This is a genomic window from Clostridioides sp. ES-S-0049-02 (genome assembly GCF_020658465.1).
Taxonomy (GTDB): domain Bacteria; phylum Bacillota; class Clostridia; order Peptostreptococcales; family Peptostreptococcaceae; genus Clostridioides.
In genome coordinates this window covers 403,293-421,987 of the sequence record NZ_JACVWG010000003.1, presented here as the reverse complement: position 1 = coordinate 421,987, position 18,695 = coordinate 403,293, and the positions used below count along the sequence as shown (strand labels likewise).

Genomic DNA, 18,695 nt, shown 5'->3' with positions numbered 1-18,695 from the left:
TTAAAATATTCAGGAGGTGAGAGATTTGAAAAAAACAAATGGTTTAAAAGAAATTTTAAACTGGAATAATATGAAAAATTTAAGACCTTCAAAGGGTTTAAAAAATATATTAGAAATTTTTAAAAATGACCTAAAAGATATACGTGGAAATTATGCAGTACTTATAATAGTTGTAGGACTTGCTTTTTTACCATCTTTATATGCTTGGTTTAACATAAAAGCATCTTGGGACCCATATGGGAGTACTGCTAATATGCTTGTAGCAGTAACAAATGAAGATAAAGGTAATGAGATAGCAGGACAGAAAATTAATATCGGAGACCAGTTAATTGAACAACTTAAAGATAATAAAAGTTTAGGTTGGCAGTTTGTAGATGAGAAAACGGCTCTTGAAGGTGTTAAAAAAGGTACTTATTATGCATCACTTAAGATTCCAAAGAATTTCACAAAAGATTTAACTTCCCTAATTACAGATGATGTCAAAAAGGGTGAACTTATCTATACAGTAAATGAAAAGATAAATGCAGTTGCACCAAAGATTACTGACAAGGGAGCTTCTGCAATACAGTTACAAGTTAATCAAACAATAATAAAGACAGTGAGTGAAATAGTTCTTGGTGTATCAAATGGAGTTGGTGCAGGAATTGAACATGGTCTTCCAAAACTAACAAAAGTTGAAAACTCTCTTATGGACCTTCAAAAAAGATTTGACCATATAAATAAAACGGTCGATTTAGCTGCTGATGCTACTTCAAAATTATCAGGTACAGTTAGAGATATTAAGGCTGATTTACCTACAATTAAAAAGACTTTAAATGATACAAAATTATTATCAAGTGATGTAAAAAAATTCTTAGAGGATACAAATAACAATGTAGATGAACTTTCTCCTCTTATAAAGTCTGATTTAAATTTAATGGTTGACCTTTCATCTTCTGCTTCTTCTCTTACATTAAATTTAATTGATGCTGTAAACAGTGGAAGTGAAGATGTACCAAAATTGATAGACAATTTATCAGAAAAGCTTTCTAACTTACAATCTTTAAATGATACTTTAGAAGATTTTTTAACTAAATTGAATCAGCTTACATCCAACAATAGACTGGATGATGTAATAAATAGCCTTGAAGATTCCAGCAATAAAATAGATTCTTCTATATCAACATTAAATGATATTAAAGATAAGGTTATATCTGGGCAACAGCCATCTATAAGTGCCTTAAATAATGTTTTAAGTTTATCAAATGGTATAGGAAGAATTAATTTAAATATTTTGAATAATTTTGACTCAAAAATATCAAAACCTATAAACAGTATATTTGAAAAAAGCATAAATGTAGCAAATGATATAATTACTGTTTTAGATAAAGCAGAAGCAAAACTTCCAAAGGTTGAAGAAATTCTTACTACTTCTTTAAGTCTTTCAGGAAATGCACAAGAAAGTATATCATTAATAAGAGAAAAACTGCCTTTGGCAAAAGGAATGTTGGATGACTTAGTTGATACTTTAAGTAAAATTAGCAATGGCGAGGATATGAAAAAATTAGTTAACTTACTTGAAAGTGATATATTGACAAAATCAAACTTTTTAAAGGAACCTGTTGAAGTAAAGACAGAAAAATTATATCCAATTGCCAACTATGGTTCTGCAATGACACCATTTTATAGTGTTCTTTCTACATGGGTAGGTATATTACTGCTTTCAGCATTATTATCTACATCTGTACATGGAAACTATAAACCTTATGAGATTTATTTTGGAAGAGGACTTACTTTTTTAAGTATAGCCCTCGTTCAAGGATTTATAATTGGAACTGGAGATATATTATTATTAGGAGTAACAGCAGAACATCCAATTTTACTAATAATTCTACTCATGTTTACTAGTATGGTGTTTAATTTTATAGTTTACTCTTTAGTGTCTGTGTTTGGAAATATAGGAAAGGCAATTGCAATAGTACTACTAGTTGTACAGATTGGTTCTTCTGGTGGTACATTCCCTATACAAGTTACACCTACATTCTTCCAAAGAATAAACCCTATAATGCCATTTACTTACGCAATAGGTGCCACAAGGGAGGCTGTTGGTGGTATATATCCTCCAAATTTAATTAAGGATGTATTAGTATTACTATTATTTATGATTTTGTTCATCTGCTTAAATGTACTTTTAAAAGGGCCTATAAATAGAGTTATAAAACCATTTAACAAAAAATTTGGTGATAGTAATTTAACTGGACATTAAACACTTGATTATATCTTTAAAAATCCTATAAAAATAATCTATAGTTTAAGTTTATATTAAAGGTAGTAGCTTCTCAGTTACTACCTTTTTCTAGTTAATAGACTATCCCTCACAATTACTTATAAATGACTGATATTCATTCATTGACTTTCAAAATCCCATATGCTATTATGTACTTGAAATCAGAAGGAGGATGCTATATGCCACGTATTACTAAAGAACCTAATGAGCGTAGACAAGAAATTTTAGATACTGCAATGAAGTTATTTTATGAAAATGGATATGAAAAAACTTCTATTACTGATATTGCAAAATATATGAATGTTGCACAAGGTTTATGTTATCGTTATTTTCCATCAAAAGAAATCTTATTTGATAGTGCTATAGATCAGTATGCACAAACTTTAGTAGATAAAATGCTATCTATACTAAACGATAAAAATAAAACATTAAAACAAATAATTGAAGAAGTACCAACATTTATTGATATAGAAACTGATGATAATCTTTATTACAAAATATGTCATGGAGAACAAAACAAAAAAATTCATGACCAGTTATCTTTAAAAGTCTGTGAAAAGCTTTTGCCAATTGTAAAAAAACAAATTGAACTAGCTCATTCGCGAGGAGAAATTGATGTTCCTGATTCCGATACAACAGCATACTTTTGTGTATACGGTCAACAAGGTATATTACTACGTAATGACATTTCTAATGATGAAAAGATAGAAAGAATTCGTTCTTTTCTAACTTATCTTATGAATATTTAAATATATACCAGCTCAATAATCAGAGATACATATATTTTACAAATACAATTTAGCATTATACTCTATCTCTTACTTCTATATCTAAAGATACACAGATTGACACTTTTTATACCACTCTGCATATCTTTAGATAAACTTGTAGTTACATTAATCCTTTGTAATTCTCTTCCTCTAAAAAATAACTATAACTTTTACATATATTCTAGCTTTATTTTCTTTAAATAAAAATATGCCTTTATAATTTATAAAAGCATATCATAAAAATTTAATATTAAATTACTTCACCTAACATAACCTAAGTATTTAATTCATATAATCAGTTATTCCAGATTTTAAGTTATACAAATGCTTAAAACCTTCCTCGACTAATAAATTACATGCTGTAACACTTCTGTGACCACTTCTACAATAAACTATTACCTTTTTATCCTTATATTCATAAATTTCATCTATATTATTAATTAACTCTTGTAAAGATATATTTATCGCATTTTCTATTTTACTTTCATTAAATTCATCTTTAGTTCTTACATCTAACAATAAAACATCTTTTTCATTTTTCATCATTTCCTTAAGTTGATTTTTATTTATAGTTTTGTACATAATTTAAGATTCCTCCATTTTATTTATATATTACTTATACCCTTTATTTTTTATCAGATAACAAAATATTGTATTTTTATTTTTCTCATATATATAAAATGTATACTTATTATAAATACACTTTTCTTGAACAATAATCTGTTGATTAAAATAATTAAGAATGTTATGCTAATTATAATTATTAAAAGGGAAAAGAGGTAATTTAATATGTTTAAGCAAAGATTATGTAAGTTATTATCTAGCACATTAGTACTTAGTATGTTATTTACTGCTACTCCAAGTATTACTTTTGCTGATAATGACACAAACAATATCTCCGATAAGTATCAAAGCTCTGATATAGAGTTAAATGATTATAGTAAAGGTTCGGAGTCTTACACAAAAACTAGAGCTCTTGCTAAAGAGAAAATTCAAACTTTACTATCTAAATATGGTGCTGTAAGCGCTCAATATGCTCTAATTGATAATGGTAAAATTGAGATTTCTGGAAATGGTGGAGTATACAGCAAACAAGATAATAAAAATTTAACTAAGGATAATATGTATAATATTGCCTCTATCAGTAAAGTATTTACTACTACAGCTGTTATGAAGTTGGTTGAACAGGGAAAAGTAAATTTAGATACTCCTGTTGTAAAATATATACCTGAATTTAAGATGGCTGATGATAGATATAAAGAAATCACTCCAAGAATGTTATTAAATCACTCATCAGGGCTAATGGGAGGAAGTTTAAAAAATGCCCTTTTATTGGGAGACAATGATTCTTATAGTCATGATAATTTCTTAGAAGAATTAAAGAAACAAAGATTAAAAGCTAAGCCAGGAGCTTTTTCCGTTTATTGTAATGATGGATTTACTTTAGCTGAAATTTTAGTAGAGAAAGTATCTGGTATGTCATTTACTAATTTTCTTGATAAGTACATAAATAATCCACTTAACTTACAAAACACAAAAACTCCAGAAAATAGCTTTGATAGTTCAAAACTTGCAAAAGCCTATGTACCTTATTGGGAAGATGCAGTTCCACAAGATAACTTTAATACTATAGGTATGGGTGGCTTATATTCAAGTGCAGAAAATCTATGTACATTTGCACAAACATTTATGAAAAAATCAAATGGAATTCTTTCTCCTGCTTCAGTAAAAGCTATGGAAAGTAAAGAATATTTAAATGGTCTATGGCCTGAGGGAGAAGACTCTATCCTTGGATATGGTTTAGGATGGGATTGTGTCAACACTTATCCATTTAATCAATATAATCTAAAAGCACTTACAAAAGGTGGAGATTCTTTATTATTCCATAGTAATCTTACAGTGCTTCCAGATGAAAATATGGCAGTTGCAGTTGTTTCTTCTGGTGGAAGTAGTCAACTTAACGAAGTAATCGGACAAGAAATTTTACTATCTGCACTAAAAGAAAAAGGTAAAATTAAAGAAATAAAACCTGATAAAACATTTAGTAAGCCACAACAAGTCAAAATGCCAAGTTACTTAAAAGAAAATAGTGGACTTTATGCTTCTTCAAATATGCTAAAAATCGATGTTAATGATAATGGTACTCTAACAGTATCTTCTCCATACATAGAAAATGGACCTGAAGATAAATATGTATACATAGGTCAAGATAGATTTGTATCTGAAAAAGGTAATAGTTGCCTAAAATTTGTAAAAGAAAAAAATAATATCACATATTTAAATATGAGCTCTTATGATGATGTTCCTGGATTAGGTCAGACAGCAAGTTTATACTATGTAGCTCAAAAGGTAGATGACAATAATATATCAAATAGTGTCAAAGAAGCATGGGAAAAAAGAGGTGAAAAAGGTTACTATCTAGTAGATGAAAAATATACTTCTCAATACTATATGTTTGGCTCTGTTAAAGCAATGCTTGGTGTTTCTGATAAAACTCCAGGTTTTTTAGCTAATACTAAAATAATAGATGAGAATAATTCAAATGCTTTTATAGAAATACCTGGTGTAATGGGTCGTGATTTGAGTGATATCAAACTGTATAAAGAAAATGGTACAGAATACCTAAAATTTGCAACACAAACATATGTAAGTGAAGATTCCCTAACTAATTTATCATCAGAAAAATCTTTTACATATCAAATAGATTCAAAGGGGTATGCAAAATGGTACAAAATTGGCGATGATATAGCAAATAAAAAAATAGAAGTTAATCTTCCTCAAAATTCATCTTTTGCAGTTTATGATGATAAAGGAACTCCTGTAAATTACTCTTTAGTGACAAAGAATAATAGAGTTAGATTGCCAAAAGGAGGCGTAATAGCTTTCTTAGGAAGTCCAAATGCCAAATTTGAAGTTACATACCAAGATGAAGTAAATGCAAATGCATTAACAGGAACTGATAGATATGAAACTTCTATTAAGATAAGCCAAGCAGGTTGGGAAAATGCTGAAAATGCTGTTTTAATAAATGATTCTGCAATTGCAGATGCTTTGGCTGCAACACCATTTGCATATAAAAAAGATGCTCCTATATTGTTAACTGGAAGTTCTCAAATAAATGAGAAGACTTTAGCTGAATTAAAGAGATTAAAAGTTAAAAATGTATATGTAATCGGTGGTGAAGCTTCTGTAAACGAAAAATCTTTAGATACTATAAAGTCAGATAATATGTCTGTATCTAGAATTTCAGGAAATGATAGATATGAGACTTCTCTAAATCTTGCTAAAGAATTAAAAGGAATTAGTAATGTATCAAAAATATCAGTAGTTAATGGTGAAAAAGGATTAGCAGATGCAGTAAGTATTGGTGCAGCATCAGCTCAAAATGATATGCCTATAATACTTACTAATGAAAATAGTAATATAACTGAAATAAATGATTTATTCAAAGATAAAAAAATAGATAAATCTTATATAATAGGTGGAGAATACACAGTTTCTAAAAATATAGAAAGTAAACTTAAAAATCCACAAAGAATATCAGGTAGTACTAGAAATGAAACAAATGCAAAAGTAATAAAAGAGTTCTACAAGGATTCTACTATAAGCAACCTATATGTAGCTAAAAATGGAATCAATAAACAAGATGATTTAATAGATGGTTTATCTGTTGGGGTTTTAGCTGGAAAAACTAAATCTCCTGTAATACTAGTAGGAAATTTACTAGACTATAGTCAAAAAGAACTATTTAAAACTATGAGATTTAAATCAGTAACACAAATTGGTGGAAATGGAAATGAAAATTCATTTAAACAAATTAAAGAAATAGCTTAATATTTTAAAACGGGCTATATTCAAATAATTTTATTTGAATATAGCCCGTTTTTATTACAATTATAAAATTAATCTTTATTTATCATTCATACTTAGTAATTTATCTAAGTATACTGACTTTAGCTGCTTACTAGCCAAAGCTTTTTTAGCTGGTTCAAGTTTTAATATAGCTGATAGTATAGCTCCCATAGCTCTATGACTAGCTAAGGCATTATTATCAAAAATTAGATTTTGTAATTGCCCTTTCTCGATTGCCATGAGAACTGCTCTATGTACTGAATTTGCAGGAGTTATTATTTTTTCATCTCTCTTTAATAGCATAATACTATTTTTGTGACAATTTCTAACACAAACGCCACAGCCTAGACATCTATCCTCATCAACTTTTATATATTCTTTATCATTTTCTTTTACTTTACTTATTGCATCTATTGGACATGCAGATATACATTTACCACACTTTACACAACTTTCATGGTTTATATTTGGTATAAAACTAGTTGTTTGTACTGGGTGAAGATTTCCAAATCTTTTTGCTGCTACTAGCGCCTCACAACAGCAACCACAACAATTACATATAAATGTAACTCCTTTTCGAACATTTTCTCCACATTGAACTAAATTATGTTCATATGCTTGATGAAGTAATTCCTTACATTCTACTTTATCTACACGTCTTGCAAATTTATTGTTTATTAAAGAATTAGCTACATTGTCAAATGTCATACATATATCCATAGGAGCATCACAGGCTTTTCCAACGTGTTGCATTCTATGTCTACAATAACACATGCTTATACCTATATGAGTCGATTCATCAATTATATGAGTAGCTCTTTCATAATCTAAAATACTTACTTCATTATCATTAGTCAATACTTCTTCTTGAACGTAAACTCTTCCAAGTTTTGTTTCTGTTGAATAAAATAAATCTTTAATAAAATCTTCTTCTACATTCATATACTGATAGTAAAGTTCTGATAAAAGTTTTTGGTCTATATCGTGTCTTGTTCTCATCATGGCAAACTCAAAAAAACCAGCCATTGGAGGAGGCATTATATATTTTTTACCTTTTTTATCTTCTATATCTAGTATTAGTGCCCTGCTAGCTAGCTTATCTAGCACCCTATATGCTTCACTTTCACTTATACTCCAAATTTTAGCTGCTGTTTTTACTCTAAAAGGCTTTATTGGAAGTTGTGCCACTAATTTTGCCTCTTGTTCTGTAAAAAGTACATTTAGTATTTTATATAATGTATCAGAGGGTGGAGCACCCTGTGGAAATTTATTTATTCTTTCCTCTAAGCTTTTATACATGTTTTTAGCAGTTATATGAGAAATAGTAATCACCTTCTTTTTCTTTTGTTTTCCAATATAATCAAATATCTTTCTTTATTATCTAAACTCCTACTTTATATAATACCAATTCTTTCTAAATAGTTAAATACCTCTAGCAATTTATTTATTAGATTTCTTATATAAATAAAAACCGTTTAATCAGCATAATTATAGTTTATACCAATTAAACGATTTTAATAATATTTTACATATCTATAAATTATTTTTATAGTATTTTATATACTTTCCTTTCTTATATTATCTATTATATTCTCCTTATTTAATTTGTTCATAGGTATATATGCTGCTATAAAGGTTATTATAAAAACACTAACTATGCATATGCCAATTGCTGTCCATGGTATAACTGTAGAAAACTCAATTACACCTGAAACTAATTTATTCATAATTAATATCAACCCAATACCAATTGGTACGCCAAACAATAAAGATAAAATACCATAGATAAAACTTTCTAAGTATATCATTTTTCTAAAACCTACAGGAGTAACACCTATTGATTGTATCATTGCTAGTTCTCTTTTTCTTAGATTTATACTTGTACTTATTGTATTTAGTATATTTGTAACACTTACTAGAGATATCACTACTATAAACCCATATACAAAAACTTTAATAGCTTTTAAATTTTGCTTTTCACTTTTGTCACTTGTATTTTCATCATGAAAATTGACATTATTTTTCTTAGCCAAAGACTCTATACTCTTCCTAGTCTGAGCACTTCCCCCTGAGTCAATAAAGACAATACCTTTCTCTAACTTTAAATCCATATTTTCAGCAACCTCATCATAAGTTAAAAATTGCAATCCCATATTTTGATAACCCATTCCTAGACGTTTTTCATCTGTTATACCAAGAATTTTTATGTTTACTTTTTTCTTTGAATCATTTTCGCCAGTATATTCACAAGTTACAGTATCTCCAATTTTGTAATTAGTTAACTCTATTACGCCTTTCTTACCCTTTGATTCAAAGTAACTTTTTCTAACAAATATCACTCCATTTTCTTTAATCGCTCTTTCTTTATCAAAAGAGCCTTTTATTAAGTTTTTTGTTTTATTTTGTATTGCAGTTTCTCCAGGAAAAATTAGTTCGTTGTTGTTAAACTCATATACATAACTATCTCCAACCTTACGTTGTTGATAATAATCCTTAATTAGATTTTCTTTAGATTTATTTATTTTATCCTTATCTACTCCTATAGAAATATACTCTCCTACAGCTACTTCAAAGTTTTTTATTCCAGATATATTTTTTAGTTTATTTATAGTATCATCCATAGACTTAGATATTTGTCTTGAACTTAAATATAAATCGTAGTTTCTTTGAGAATTTCTGATTTCTTCACCTTTTAAGAAATTCGCCATAAATCCGCTAAAAGATATAAATATTACTATACTTACTATTAAAGAAAAAAGTGTCACAATAAATTTCTTTCTATTTCTTCTTACACTTTTATATGCAAGTACACCTTCTGTTCCAAAAACTAATTTAATAAGTTTCGAATTTTTAACCTTACCTACTTTGTAATCTCCACTACTCCTTATTACACTAAGAGGAGAAATATTAGAGGCTGTTATTGCAGGTAGGAGAATTGATATAAAAATTGTAAGTAAAACAATTATTATACTGATAATTATTATTAATGGATTATATACTATTTGTAAACCCATCTGTGATACAACTGATTCTGTAAGATATTTATTTATAGCTTTAAATACTAAATCTATAGCTACTGTTCCAGACAATAGTCCTATTGGTATTCCAATACAGCTAATTATAATACCTTCAATAAAAACTAATCTTTTAATTTGATTAGTAGTAGCTCCTATAGAATTTAATATTCCAAACTGCTTTTTTCGTTCAGTTATAGAAATACTAAAAGAATTATATACTGTAGCAATTGTACATATAATTACTAAAATAGTTACCATAGTAATTATAGCTTTTATAGAACTATTTATATTTGCATACTTACTAGCTCCTTGTAATCTCAATAAATGTTCATTGTATTTTATCATTTCAGAGTTTGATGCTTTATCTTTATTTGTATATATATTATTACTTATTTTTCTTGTTATTTCATATATATCTTTAGGATTTTTTGCTGTTATTGATATATTCACTGTCTCTTTATTATTATCTATAGGATTAAAGTAAGTTAAACCAGTAGCAACTTGGTCAGTGAGTTCAAACCCTGGCCTTTTGATTATACCTACAATTTTAAATGTCTTTTCTTTTTCATTGGCAATATAATCACCTTCATGAAATACACTCATATCATCAATTTTTTTGTTATTACTATCAAACATATCACCTACTTTTAAGGTTATCTTATCTCCTATTTTTAGCTTTTTCTCCATAAGATTAACTATGTTTTCACTTAAAATAATTTCTCCATCTTTATCTGGAAATCTACCTTCTTTTATAGAAACTCTATATCCTTCCATAGCATTTTTATCATATTGCTTAACGCTTAATATACCATTTACAGTATCTTCTATTCTAGAGTATCCAAGTTGATTAGTAAGTGCATAACTTTTTATTTCAGCCGATTTTGTTGCATAGTCTATATTTTTTTTGTTTACATTGTAGAATTTAGCATGAAAACTCCCATCATTTTTTATGGTTTCTCTTATTTGATAATCCATAAAACTTTCAAATATGTTACCTATACCACAAATTAGAGCAGTGGAAAGTATTATTCCAATTATAGTTACAATAGTTCGTCTTTTATTTTGTTTTAAATATCTAACAGTTAGAGATGTATATAGATTCATTTATATCACCTCATCACTTTTTATAATTCCATCTTCTATGCCTATAATTCTATCCGCCTGAAGTGCTATATTTTTGTCATGAGTTATCATTATTAATGTTTGATTATATTTTTTCACTGATAATTTTAATAACTCTAGTATTTCTTTTGAGTTTTTGCTATCTAGATTACCTGTTGGTTCATCTGCTAATACTATAGATGGTCTATTAATTAAGGCACGTCCTATAGATGTTCTTTGTTGTTGACCTCCTGATAATTGATTAGGAAGATGATTTTCTCTGTTGCTTAGACCCAATGTTTTCATCAAATCATTCAAGTATTCTTTATCAATCTTTCTATTATCAAGCTCTGCTGGAAGTAATATATTTTCTTTGACATTTAAAACTGGAATCAGATTATAGAATTGATATATAATACCTATATTTCTTCTTCTAAAGATTGCCAAATCCTTAGTTTTTAGATTATATATATCTACATCATTTATATAAACCTTACCACTAGTAGGTCTATCAACACCTCCTAATAAATGTAATAATGTACTCTTTCCACTTCCGCTTGGACCTGTTATTGCTATAAACTCACCTTTTTCTATAGACAAGCTTACATTTTTTATTGCATCGACTTTTGTTTCATTTTTACCATAACTTTTAGTCAGATTTTCTACTCTTAAAATTTCCATAACTACCTCCAATATTTATATTCTATACTTCATATATTAGACTCAAGCTATTACTATAAAGTGAATTAAATATTACAGATTAGTCACTATTATCATCATATATCTTATGAAATGCTATATGAAATTCAGTTCCTTTACCTTTTTCACTATTTACATAAATATCTCCATTTTGGCTTTCTATTATGGATTTTGCCATTGCAAGCCCTATACCTACACTATCCTCTTTTGAACTACTTTTCCCTCTATAGAAACGTTTAAAAATATGTGGTATATCTTTTTTATCTATACCTTCACCATCATCTTTTATTATTAACTCTGAAAATAATGGATTTTCTTTGTAAATTATACTTATATTTCCAAACTCAGGAGTATGTTCTATACAATTTTTTATTATATTTACTAAAGCCTCAACTGACCAATCAATATCACCAACATAAGATACATTACCATTGCCTTCTATACTTAACTTTTGGTTTTTAATCTCCATAGGTATTTTCATTGGTTGGATTGCTCTATGTATAAGTTCACTAAACTTTATTTTTTCTCTCTTAAACTTTATAACTTTAGCTTCTACTTTTGATAATTTAAGCATACTTTTAATCAAGCAATCCATACGATTTAGTTGATTTTTTATCTTGTCTAAAAAATCTATTTTCACTTCATATGGTACATCATTATATAATAAATCACTTAGTATGATTAAGGAAGTCATGGGAGTTTTTAACTGATGTGATATATCTGAAATTGTATTATTTAAAAATATTTTTTCTGAATTTAAAAGTTCAACTTTTTCATTAAGAATTGTTGTCATCTTCAATAGCTCTGTTTTTAAAAGACCTATCTGCCCTTCTTGATTTCTATTTTTCATATCAAATTCTTTTCCTTCTGAACTATAGTAAACATACTTAGTCATATCTGATAAATCATTATATATAGTTCTAAAATATTTAAGTATCAACATAAATATCATCATAAAAATTATACAAACTAAGATTATATTTATTTTTATAGTGTTTGAAAGTAATTTGGAAGTAAGAGGCTCAGAATTTATTCTAATAGTTTTGTCATAGTTATACTTACTTAATATTTTCTCACCAAATTCTACATTTTGCATGGACTTTCCTTGTGTTATTATATCTACGATATCACTTTCTAGTTTTGGATACTTGTTAACTAAGGTTCCTATTATAGCTTGATTATTTTTTACAATCGTATTTTTAGTTGTATTTATATTGATTATACCAAATCCAATTGATATAAGAATTACCATCAACATTAAAATAATATATTTACTAAAAAAGTTCTTTACTTCAGGATTATATAGAAACATTATTTTCACTTCCTATCCATTTATAACCTAGTCCTCTTACAGTTTCTATGTAAATTGGTTTACATAAGTCATCTCCTATTTTTTCTCTAAGTCTTTTTATATAAACAGTTAAAGTATTATCACTAACAAAATCATAAGTTACATCCCAAAGCTTTTCTAGTATTTGACTTCTACTCAAAACTGTATTTTTATTCTGTATAAGAATTAAAAGAAGCTTATATTCAACAGATGTCAGAAATATTTCCTTGTCATTTTTATATACTCTAGCTTCTAATGTATATATATTTAAATCTCTATATTTAAGTATCTTCTTATTTTCTTCTGTAGCGTCACCTTTTCTTCTTAAAACAGCTTTTATTCTCGATATTAATTCTCTAATTCTAAAAGGTTTTGTTATATAGTCATCTCCACCTATATCAAGACCCAGTACAATGTTTACTTCTTCATCACAAGCAGTTAAAAATATTATGGGAATCTGAGAAAACTTTCTTACATACTCACAAAATTCATATCCTGTTCCATCTGGTAACATTACATCCAGTAGTACCATACTATATTCATTAGAAGATATCATTTCTTTTCCACTTGATAAATCCTTTGATATATCTACACTAAATCCCTCTTGCTCCAATGCATACTTTATTCCAAAAGAGATAGTACTGTCATCCTCAACTATCAATAACTTTAACATAACTATTTCCCTTCTTAACATTTTAATTTTAAACTATTTACATATACAACTTTTATTATACACAATTGTTTTAGATACTAAAATATATTTAGAATTACAAAATAGTCACAAACAATTACTAAAAAACATAAAAATAAAAATGCAAGTTGACACTTAACTATTTTGAAAATAGTATAGATTTTTCTCAAGTTAAGCTACAACTCACATTTTAGATATTTAATTTTATATAAACTGGTATTCTCATCTGTTTAACTATTTAAAGCTTACTTTATTCTTCCTCATATTTTTTATATTCTTCTTCTTTATAAATATTATTTTTTTTGTCATCTTCATGTAAATCAATGTCTTTTTTATCATTTTTAACACTATTTACATAATGCATCATTTCTTCTTGAGAAACATGTGGACAATTTTCACAATTTATTCTTCTTGAATTAAATTCTCTTACTTTTTTTTTTAATTCTTCATATTCATAATCTTGTTTTTTATCACTACAATCACATTCATAACCAAACTCATCATATTTATAGTCATTGTATTGATTATTTCCATAATACTCTGTATCAATCATTTGAGACATTTGAGATTTAGATTTAATGTTTTTTATCATCCTATAAGTTGCATATGCACCCACTCCTGTAATCACGGCTCCTGCAAACATCATTGGCTTACTCATTCCATCATCTTTTTTATTCATTTGTCTTTTAATTAAATATGTTAACATATTTTTTCTCCTTTCTGATTTCTATTTATAGATAGTATCTGTATTATTTTGATAAAAATTATGTTATTTTTAAATTACAATTTTTACAAATAATATAAATCATCTTGTAGAATATAAATTTATATTTTGTACTTGATAATGTTTTTTATGTTATACTATATATATAACAAGTATTTTTATTTATAACGATATTATGGAGGTTTTTTATGATTTTAAATTTAGATTTTAATAGTGATAAGTCTATTTATGTACAAATTAAAGAAGAGATAACTAAAGCTATAGCTTCAGGAGAATTAAAAATAAATGAATCACTTCCATCTGTAAGAAGTATGGCTGAAAATATTGGTGTAAATCTACATACTGTAAATAAGTCTTATAATGAACTAAAAGAAGAAGGATTTTTAAATATTGATAGGCGAAAAGGTGCAATTGTAGCTCAACTTCCAATGGAAACAGAAAATTCAACTCGCCAAAAAAATAGAATTGATTTAGAACTTTTAGTAGCAAAATCTTATTTATCAGGTATCAATAAAGAAGAGTTCTTGACGTTAAGTAAAAATCTATTTGATAAGTATGAGGTGAAATACTATGAATAAGATTGAATGTTTATTTACAATATTTTCAACCTTAATTTTGATGTATGCTACTTTTTATTTTATGCCACATCTTATTGGCAAAAATCACATTTATGGTGTTTCTATAAACCAAGAACATAGAAACTATCCTGATTTTATAATACTTGATAAAAAATTTAAAAAACTTTTATCTATAGGATTCATTGTGATTTTTATTTTAGTTTTAGCTCTAGTTTTTATGTTTGATAAAATAGAATTTTCTTATTCTATTAGTATTATAGGGTTTTTACTATATGAAAGTATATTATATATCTATATTCATAAAGAAGTTAAAATGACTAAATCCAAGTTTTTCACTGAATTAAGTCAGATAAGTGCAGACTCAAAATTGGTAATAGATATGGATTTTATAAATGAAAAAAATAAAATAATAAAAAAATTTAAGATATTGTATTTAATACCAGTATTACTTACTTTTGGAATAAGTATTTTTATATTGCTTAACTATAATCAATTACCAGATTTAATTACTACGCACTCTACTATAACAGGAAAACCTGATGGATTTATGAAAAAATCCTATCTTGGTGTGTTTAAATTAATAGGTCTTGAGTTTTGTATAATGATTTTATTATATATAACTTCTATTGGAGCTATAAAAGCGAGAATTAAAGTAGATACAAATAAAATTGAAGAAAGTAAAACTAAAAACATTAAATATCTAAATAAAATTGGTTATTTGTTTTTTATATTGATGATTATGATGATAGTACAATTCTTTATCGTTTTTTTATCATTAAAAACAAATCCAAATTTATTAACTGTTATAAATATAATAATGCTTTTAGTTATAATTTATTTAATGGTAACATATATTAATTCTCCAAATTTAAAATCCAATTCTTCTTATACTCCAGATAATGATGAAAAGTACTGGATAGGAGGTATTATATATAATAATCCAAACGACCCATCATTTATGGTTGATAAAAGATTTGGCATAGGATGGACTATAAATTTGGGAAATCCGATTGGAAAGATATTATATATTCTTATAGCTATATTTTTAATTTTTTCACTTTTTAGTGTTATAAAATCTCTTTTACTTTAAATACCATAAAAGGTATCTTACTTGTATTATTGGGTATTATATTTTGTAAGATAAGAAATATTTCATATTATCATTGAAATATAGTATTTATATATTACTAGGAATGGAGATTTGCATAATGTTGTCAAAAACTGAAATTAAATACTTTAATGATTGTGCTTCTGAGATACTTTCATCTGAAAAAGTACAACTTATGAGAACATTTCCTCATCATGGCAATGTTTCATGTCTTGAACATAGTTTATCAGTAGCATATTATAGTTATCTATTATGTAAAAAATTGCATTTAAATGTTGAAATTCAAAGCGTTATTAGAGGGGCTCTACTGCATGATTTTTTTCTTTATGACTGGCATTATAAAGGTGATAGAAAGGGATTACATGGTTTTACTCATCCTAAAGAAGCACTAAAAAACGCAAATTTATTCTTTCAAATAAATGAAAAAGAAACAGACATTATTTTAAAACATATGTGGCCACTTACTGTTAGACCTCCTAGATACAAAGAAGCATTAATTGTTTGCTTATTAGATAAATTTTGTTGTCTAGTTGAGACTCTAAGGATACACTCACTACTCTCTCCTTACCACATATAAAATAGGTCTTTGATATTGTTATAATTTAATTTAAAAAGAGGTATTAAGATTACATTTAACTTAATACCTCTTTATTAATTTATTATTTATTTTTGTCATATGCTTATAAAATATAATCTTATCCTTGATAACTTATTCTTCTTATAGAGATACTTACTACTTTAAATAATAACATACCAGCTATTAAGTTTATCAATATTGCTGGTACCACTGCTACCATAAATAACGCTGTGAATGAAGCTCCAGGAAGACCTACTATAGCTTGAGCAACTAGTAAAAATAGAGTTCCACTTATAACTGTCCCTACTGGGAATATTATTGTTGCAGCTATTAAATCTTGTTTTTTACTGTTCAATTTTTTCATAAATGGTAATTTATAAATTATATACATTATCATGAACATTATATTTATTGTAATAGTTTTATCAAGTATATTTGGAATCTGACCACCTGGGAATTTAGTTGTTAATGCTGCAAATATTCCTGTTACAATTCCTGCTACCAAACAAATCTTATAATCATCCTTATTTAGTATCATTATTATAAACATCATTGCTAGTGATATATCTGGTTGCATTGGAAGTCCTATAGCAGGTGTAAGTTGATGTATCAATAATCCCATAGCTAAAAGTATTGCATTTAAAGTTAATTTTTTTGTATTTGTTTTCATTGTAATATTTCCCCCTAATTTGTTTAATATTTATTTCATTTTCGTTCCAATTTTCCATATCATTCTCTTTAGCTTTAGAAGTTCATAACATCTCTATCACCACCTTTTATTTTAAATTATATAATTTCTTTATTAATAGTTTTTGCAAAATAAAAAACTCCGTCCTAAATCAATAGGACGGAGATTATCCGCGTTGCCACCTAAATTATATAAAAAATAAGCTTAAAACTTAATTCTTATATATCTCATTATCAAGTACTTACATACCCTATTCGCTGTAACGTGCGACTGACGATAAAGTCTACTCTCATAAAAATATGATTTCAATTTATTCCTCTAAGGTCCATTCACTATATTCCTTCTTGCTAAGATTCCACCATCCTCAGCTCTCTATGTTGAAGCTAAACATAATTACTCTTCCTTGTCATAGGATTTTTAATTTGCTGTTGCTATTATAATATTCTAAATTTTTATAATTGTCAACTGTATTTTTTATTTTATTTAAAATTTACAAAAAGTGTAGAATAATTTTTATAAATGCTTTAAACTTTTATTTAAATATTGAATTAGGAAGGATGATATTATGTTTAGAGAAATGAGATTAAAAAAGAGAGAAATGACAAAAGAAGATACTATAGAAGTATTAAAAAATGGTGAATTTGGTACTTTTTCTACTATAAGTGAAAATGGCTATCCTTATGGAGTTGCTGTAAATTATGTATACTTTAATGATTCTGTATATTTTCATTGTGCAAGAAGTGGACATAAATTAGATAATATCTCAGCAAATAACAAGGTTTCTTTCTTAGTAGTGGCTAATGAAAGTGTTCTTCCAGATAAATTTAGTACTACATATGCTAGCGCTGTAGTATTTGGAAAAGCTTCAACAGTAGACAATGAGGAAAAGAAAAATGCTCTTGTAGAAATAATAAAAAAATATTCTAAGGGCTTTATTGAAGAAGGTATGAAGTACATAGAAAAAGATATAAATTTGACAACTGTAGTTAAAATAGAAATAGACCATATTTCTGGTAAAGCTTCTCGTTTATAATAATCTAATACGATATAATAAAGTGGCTATATGTATGGTCACTTTAAATATATTTATTTATCATTATTTTTATTAATTGAAAATGCTCAAAACACTTTAAGGAACTTCCTCAATACCTATGTAGATACAACACAAAGTTACTTGTATCCAAGCTGACATAAATTTTTCCACACCCATATAAAAACTTGAAAATAATACAGTCATATATGTCAAATATCAACATAAATTACAGAATTTTTTTGCCATTAAAACTATCAAAAA

At 26.9% G+C, this 18,695-nt stretch carries 15 protein-coding genes and 1 other annotated feature; of the genes, 7 read left to right on the top strand and 8 right to left on the bottom strand.

Going from position 1 to position 18,695, the window contains the following annotated elements:
• Positions 1 to 16: 16 nt before the first annotated feature.
• Together IC213_RS10725 and IC213_RS10720 are read left to right on the top strand one after the other, a co-directional pair.
• Positions 17 to 2,245 carry a YhgE/Pip domain-containing protein gene (locus tag IC213_RS10725; RefSeq protein ID WP_227432838.1) on the top strand — a complete coding sequence of 743 codons (2,229 nt, stop codon included), beginning with the start codon at positions 17 to 19 and terminating at the stop codon, positions 2,243 to 2,245.
• Between the two features lie 200 nt (positions 2,246 to 2,445).
• On the top strand, positions 2,446 to 3,015 hold the full coding sequence (locus IC213_RS10720; RefSeq protein ID WP_227432836.1) for a TetR/AcrR family transcriptional regulator: 570 nt from the start codon (positions 2,446 to 2,448) through the stop codon (positions 3,013 to 3,015).
• Between the two features lie 303 nt (positions 3,016 to 3,318).
• Here the strand turns inward: IC213_RS10720 and IC213_RS10715 are convergent, their stop codons facing one another.
• On the bottom strand, positions 3,319 to 3,618 hold the full coding sequence (locus IC213_RS10715; RefSeq protein ID WP_227482318.1) for a rhodanese-like domain-containing protein: 300 nt from the start codon (positions 3,616 to 3,618) through the stop codon (positions 3,319 to 3,321).
• A 207-nt stretch (positions 3,619 to 3,825) separates the two neighbouring features.
• On the opposite strand from IC213_RS10715, the gene IC213_RS10710 reads away from it, so the two are divergent.
• Positions 3,826 to 6,870 (top strand): serine hydrolase, encoded by a 3,045-nt coding sequence (locus IC213_RS10710; protein WP_227863067.1) that lies wholly within the window; start codon positions 3,826 to 3,828, stop codon positions 6,868 to 6,870.
• A gap of 75 nt (positions 6,871 to 6,945) precedes the next feature.
• Here the strand turns inward: IC213_RS10710 and IC213_RS10705 are convergent, their stop codons facing one another.
• The 6 genes from IC213_RS10705 to IC213_RS10680 form a co-directional block, all read right to left on the bottom strand.
• Entirely contained in the window at positions 6,946 to 8,220 is a 1,275-nt protein-coding gene (locus IC213_RS10705) for a 4Fe-4S dicluster-binding protein (RefSeq protein ID WP_227482316.1), read from the bottom strand.
• Positions 8,221 to 8,444: 224 nt separating this feature from the next.
• The gene (locus IC213_RS10700; RefSeq protein ID WP_227863066.1) at positions 8,445 to 11,009 is read right to left on the bottom strand and encodes an ABC transporter permease; all 2,565 of its coding nucleotides are present in this window, start codon (positions 11,007 to 11,009) and stop codon (positions 8,445 to 8,447) included.
• On the bottom strand, positions 11,010 to 11,687 hold the full coding sequence (locus IC213_RS10695) for an ABC transporter ATP-binding protein (RefSeq protein ID WP_227482314.1): 678 nt from the start codon (positions 11,685 to 11,687) through the stop codon (positions 11,010 to 11,012).
• Between the two features lie 79 nt (positions 11,688 to 11,766).
• Complete coding sequence (locus IC213_RS10690) at positions 11,767 to 13,017, bottom strand: sensor histidine kinase (RefSeq protein ID WP_227863065.1); 1,251 nt, start codon at positions 13,015 to 13,017, stop codon at positions 11,767 to 11,769.
• Positions 13,004 to 13,708 (bottom strand): response regulator transcription factor, encoded by a 705-nt coding sequence (locus tag IC213_RS10685; RefSeq protein ID WP_227482313.1) that lies wholly within the window; start codon positions 13,706 to 13,708, stop codon positions 13,004 to 13,006. Before IC213_RS10685 ends, IC213_RS10690 begins: the two co-directional genes overlap by 14 nt.
• Before the next feature lie 268 nt (positions 13,709 to 13,976).
• The gene (locus IC213_RS10680; RefSeq protein WP_227432827.1) at positions 13,977 to 14,432 is read right to left on the bottom strand and encodes a hypothetical protein; all 456 of its coding nucleotides are present in this window, start codon (positions 14,430 to 14,432) and stop codon (positions 13,977 to 13,979) included.
• 206 nt (positions 14,433 to 14,638) lie between these two features.
• Here IC213_RS10680 and IC213_RS10675 point away from each other — a divergent pair, with 206 nt between their 5' ends.
• The 3 genes from IC213_RS10675 (at position 14,639) to IC213_RS10665 (ending at position 16,713) form a co-directional block, all read left to right on the top strand.
• A complete protein-coding gene (locus IC213_RS10675; RefSeq protein WP_227432825.1) occupies positions 14,639 to 15,028 on the top strand; it encodes a GntR family transcriptional regulator in 390 nt (129 codons plus the stop codon).
• A complete protein-coding gene (locus IC213_RS10670) occupies positions 15,021 to 16,118 on the top strand; it encodes a DUF5808 domain-containing protein (RefSeq protein WP_227482312.1) in 1,098 nt (365 codons plus the stop codon). Before IC213_RS10675 ends, IC213_RS10670 begins: the two co-directional genes overlap by 8 nt.
• 118 nt (positions 16,119 to 16,236) lie before the next feature.
• Positions 16,237 to 16,713, top strand: a complete 477-nt coding sequence (locus tag IC213_RS10665) for an HD domain-containing protein (protein WP_227432822.1) — start codon at positions 16,237 to 16,239, stop codon at positions 16,711 to 16,713.
• 118 nt (positions 16,714 to 16,831) lie between these two features.
• Here IC213_RS10665 and IC213_RS10660 read toward each other — a convergent pair whose 3' ends face one another.
• Positions 16,832 to 17,383, bottom strand: coding sequence for a tryptophan transporter (locus tag IC213_RS10660; protein WP_227482311.1), 552 nt, complete (start codon positions 17,381 to 17,383; stop codon positions 16,832 to 16,834).
• A gap of 170 nt (positions 17,384 to 17,553) precedes the next feature.
• Positions 17,554 to 17,820, bottom strand: a binding site (T-box leader).
• Between the two features lie 146 nt (positions 17,821 to 17,966).
• On the opposite strand from IC213_RS10660, the gene IC213_RS10655 reads away from it, so the two are divergent.
• A complete protein-coding gene (locus IC213_RS10655; protein ID WP_227482310.1) occupies positions 17,967 to 18,434 on the top strand; it encodes a pyridoxamine 5'-phosphate oxidase family protein in 468 nt (155 codons plus the stop codon).
• Positions 18,435 to 18,695 lie beyond the last annotated feature (261 nt).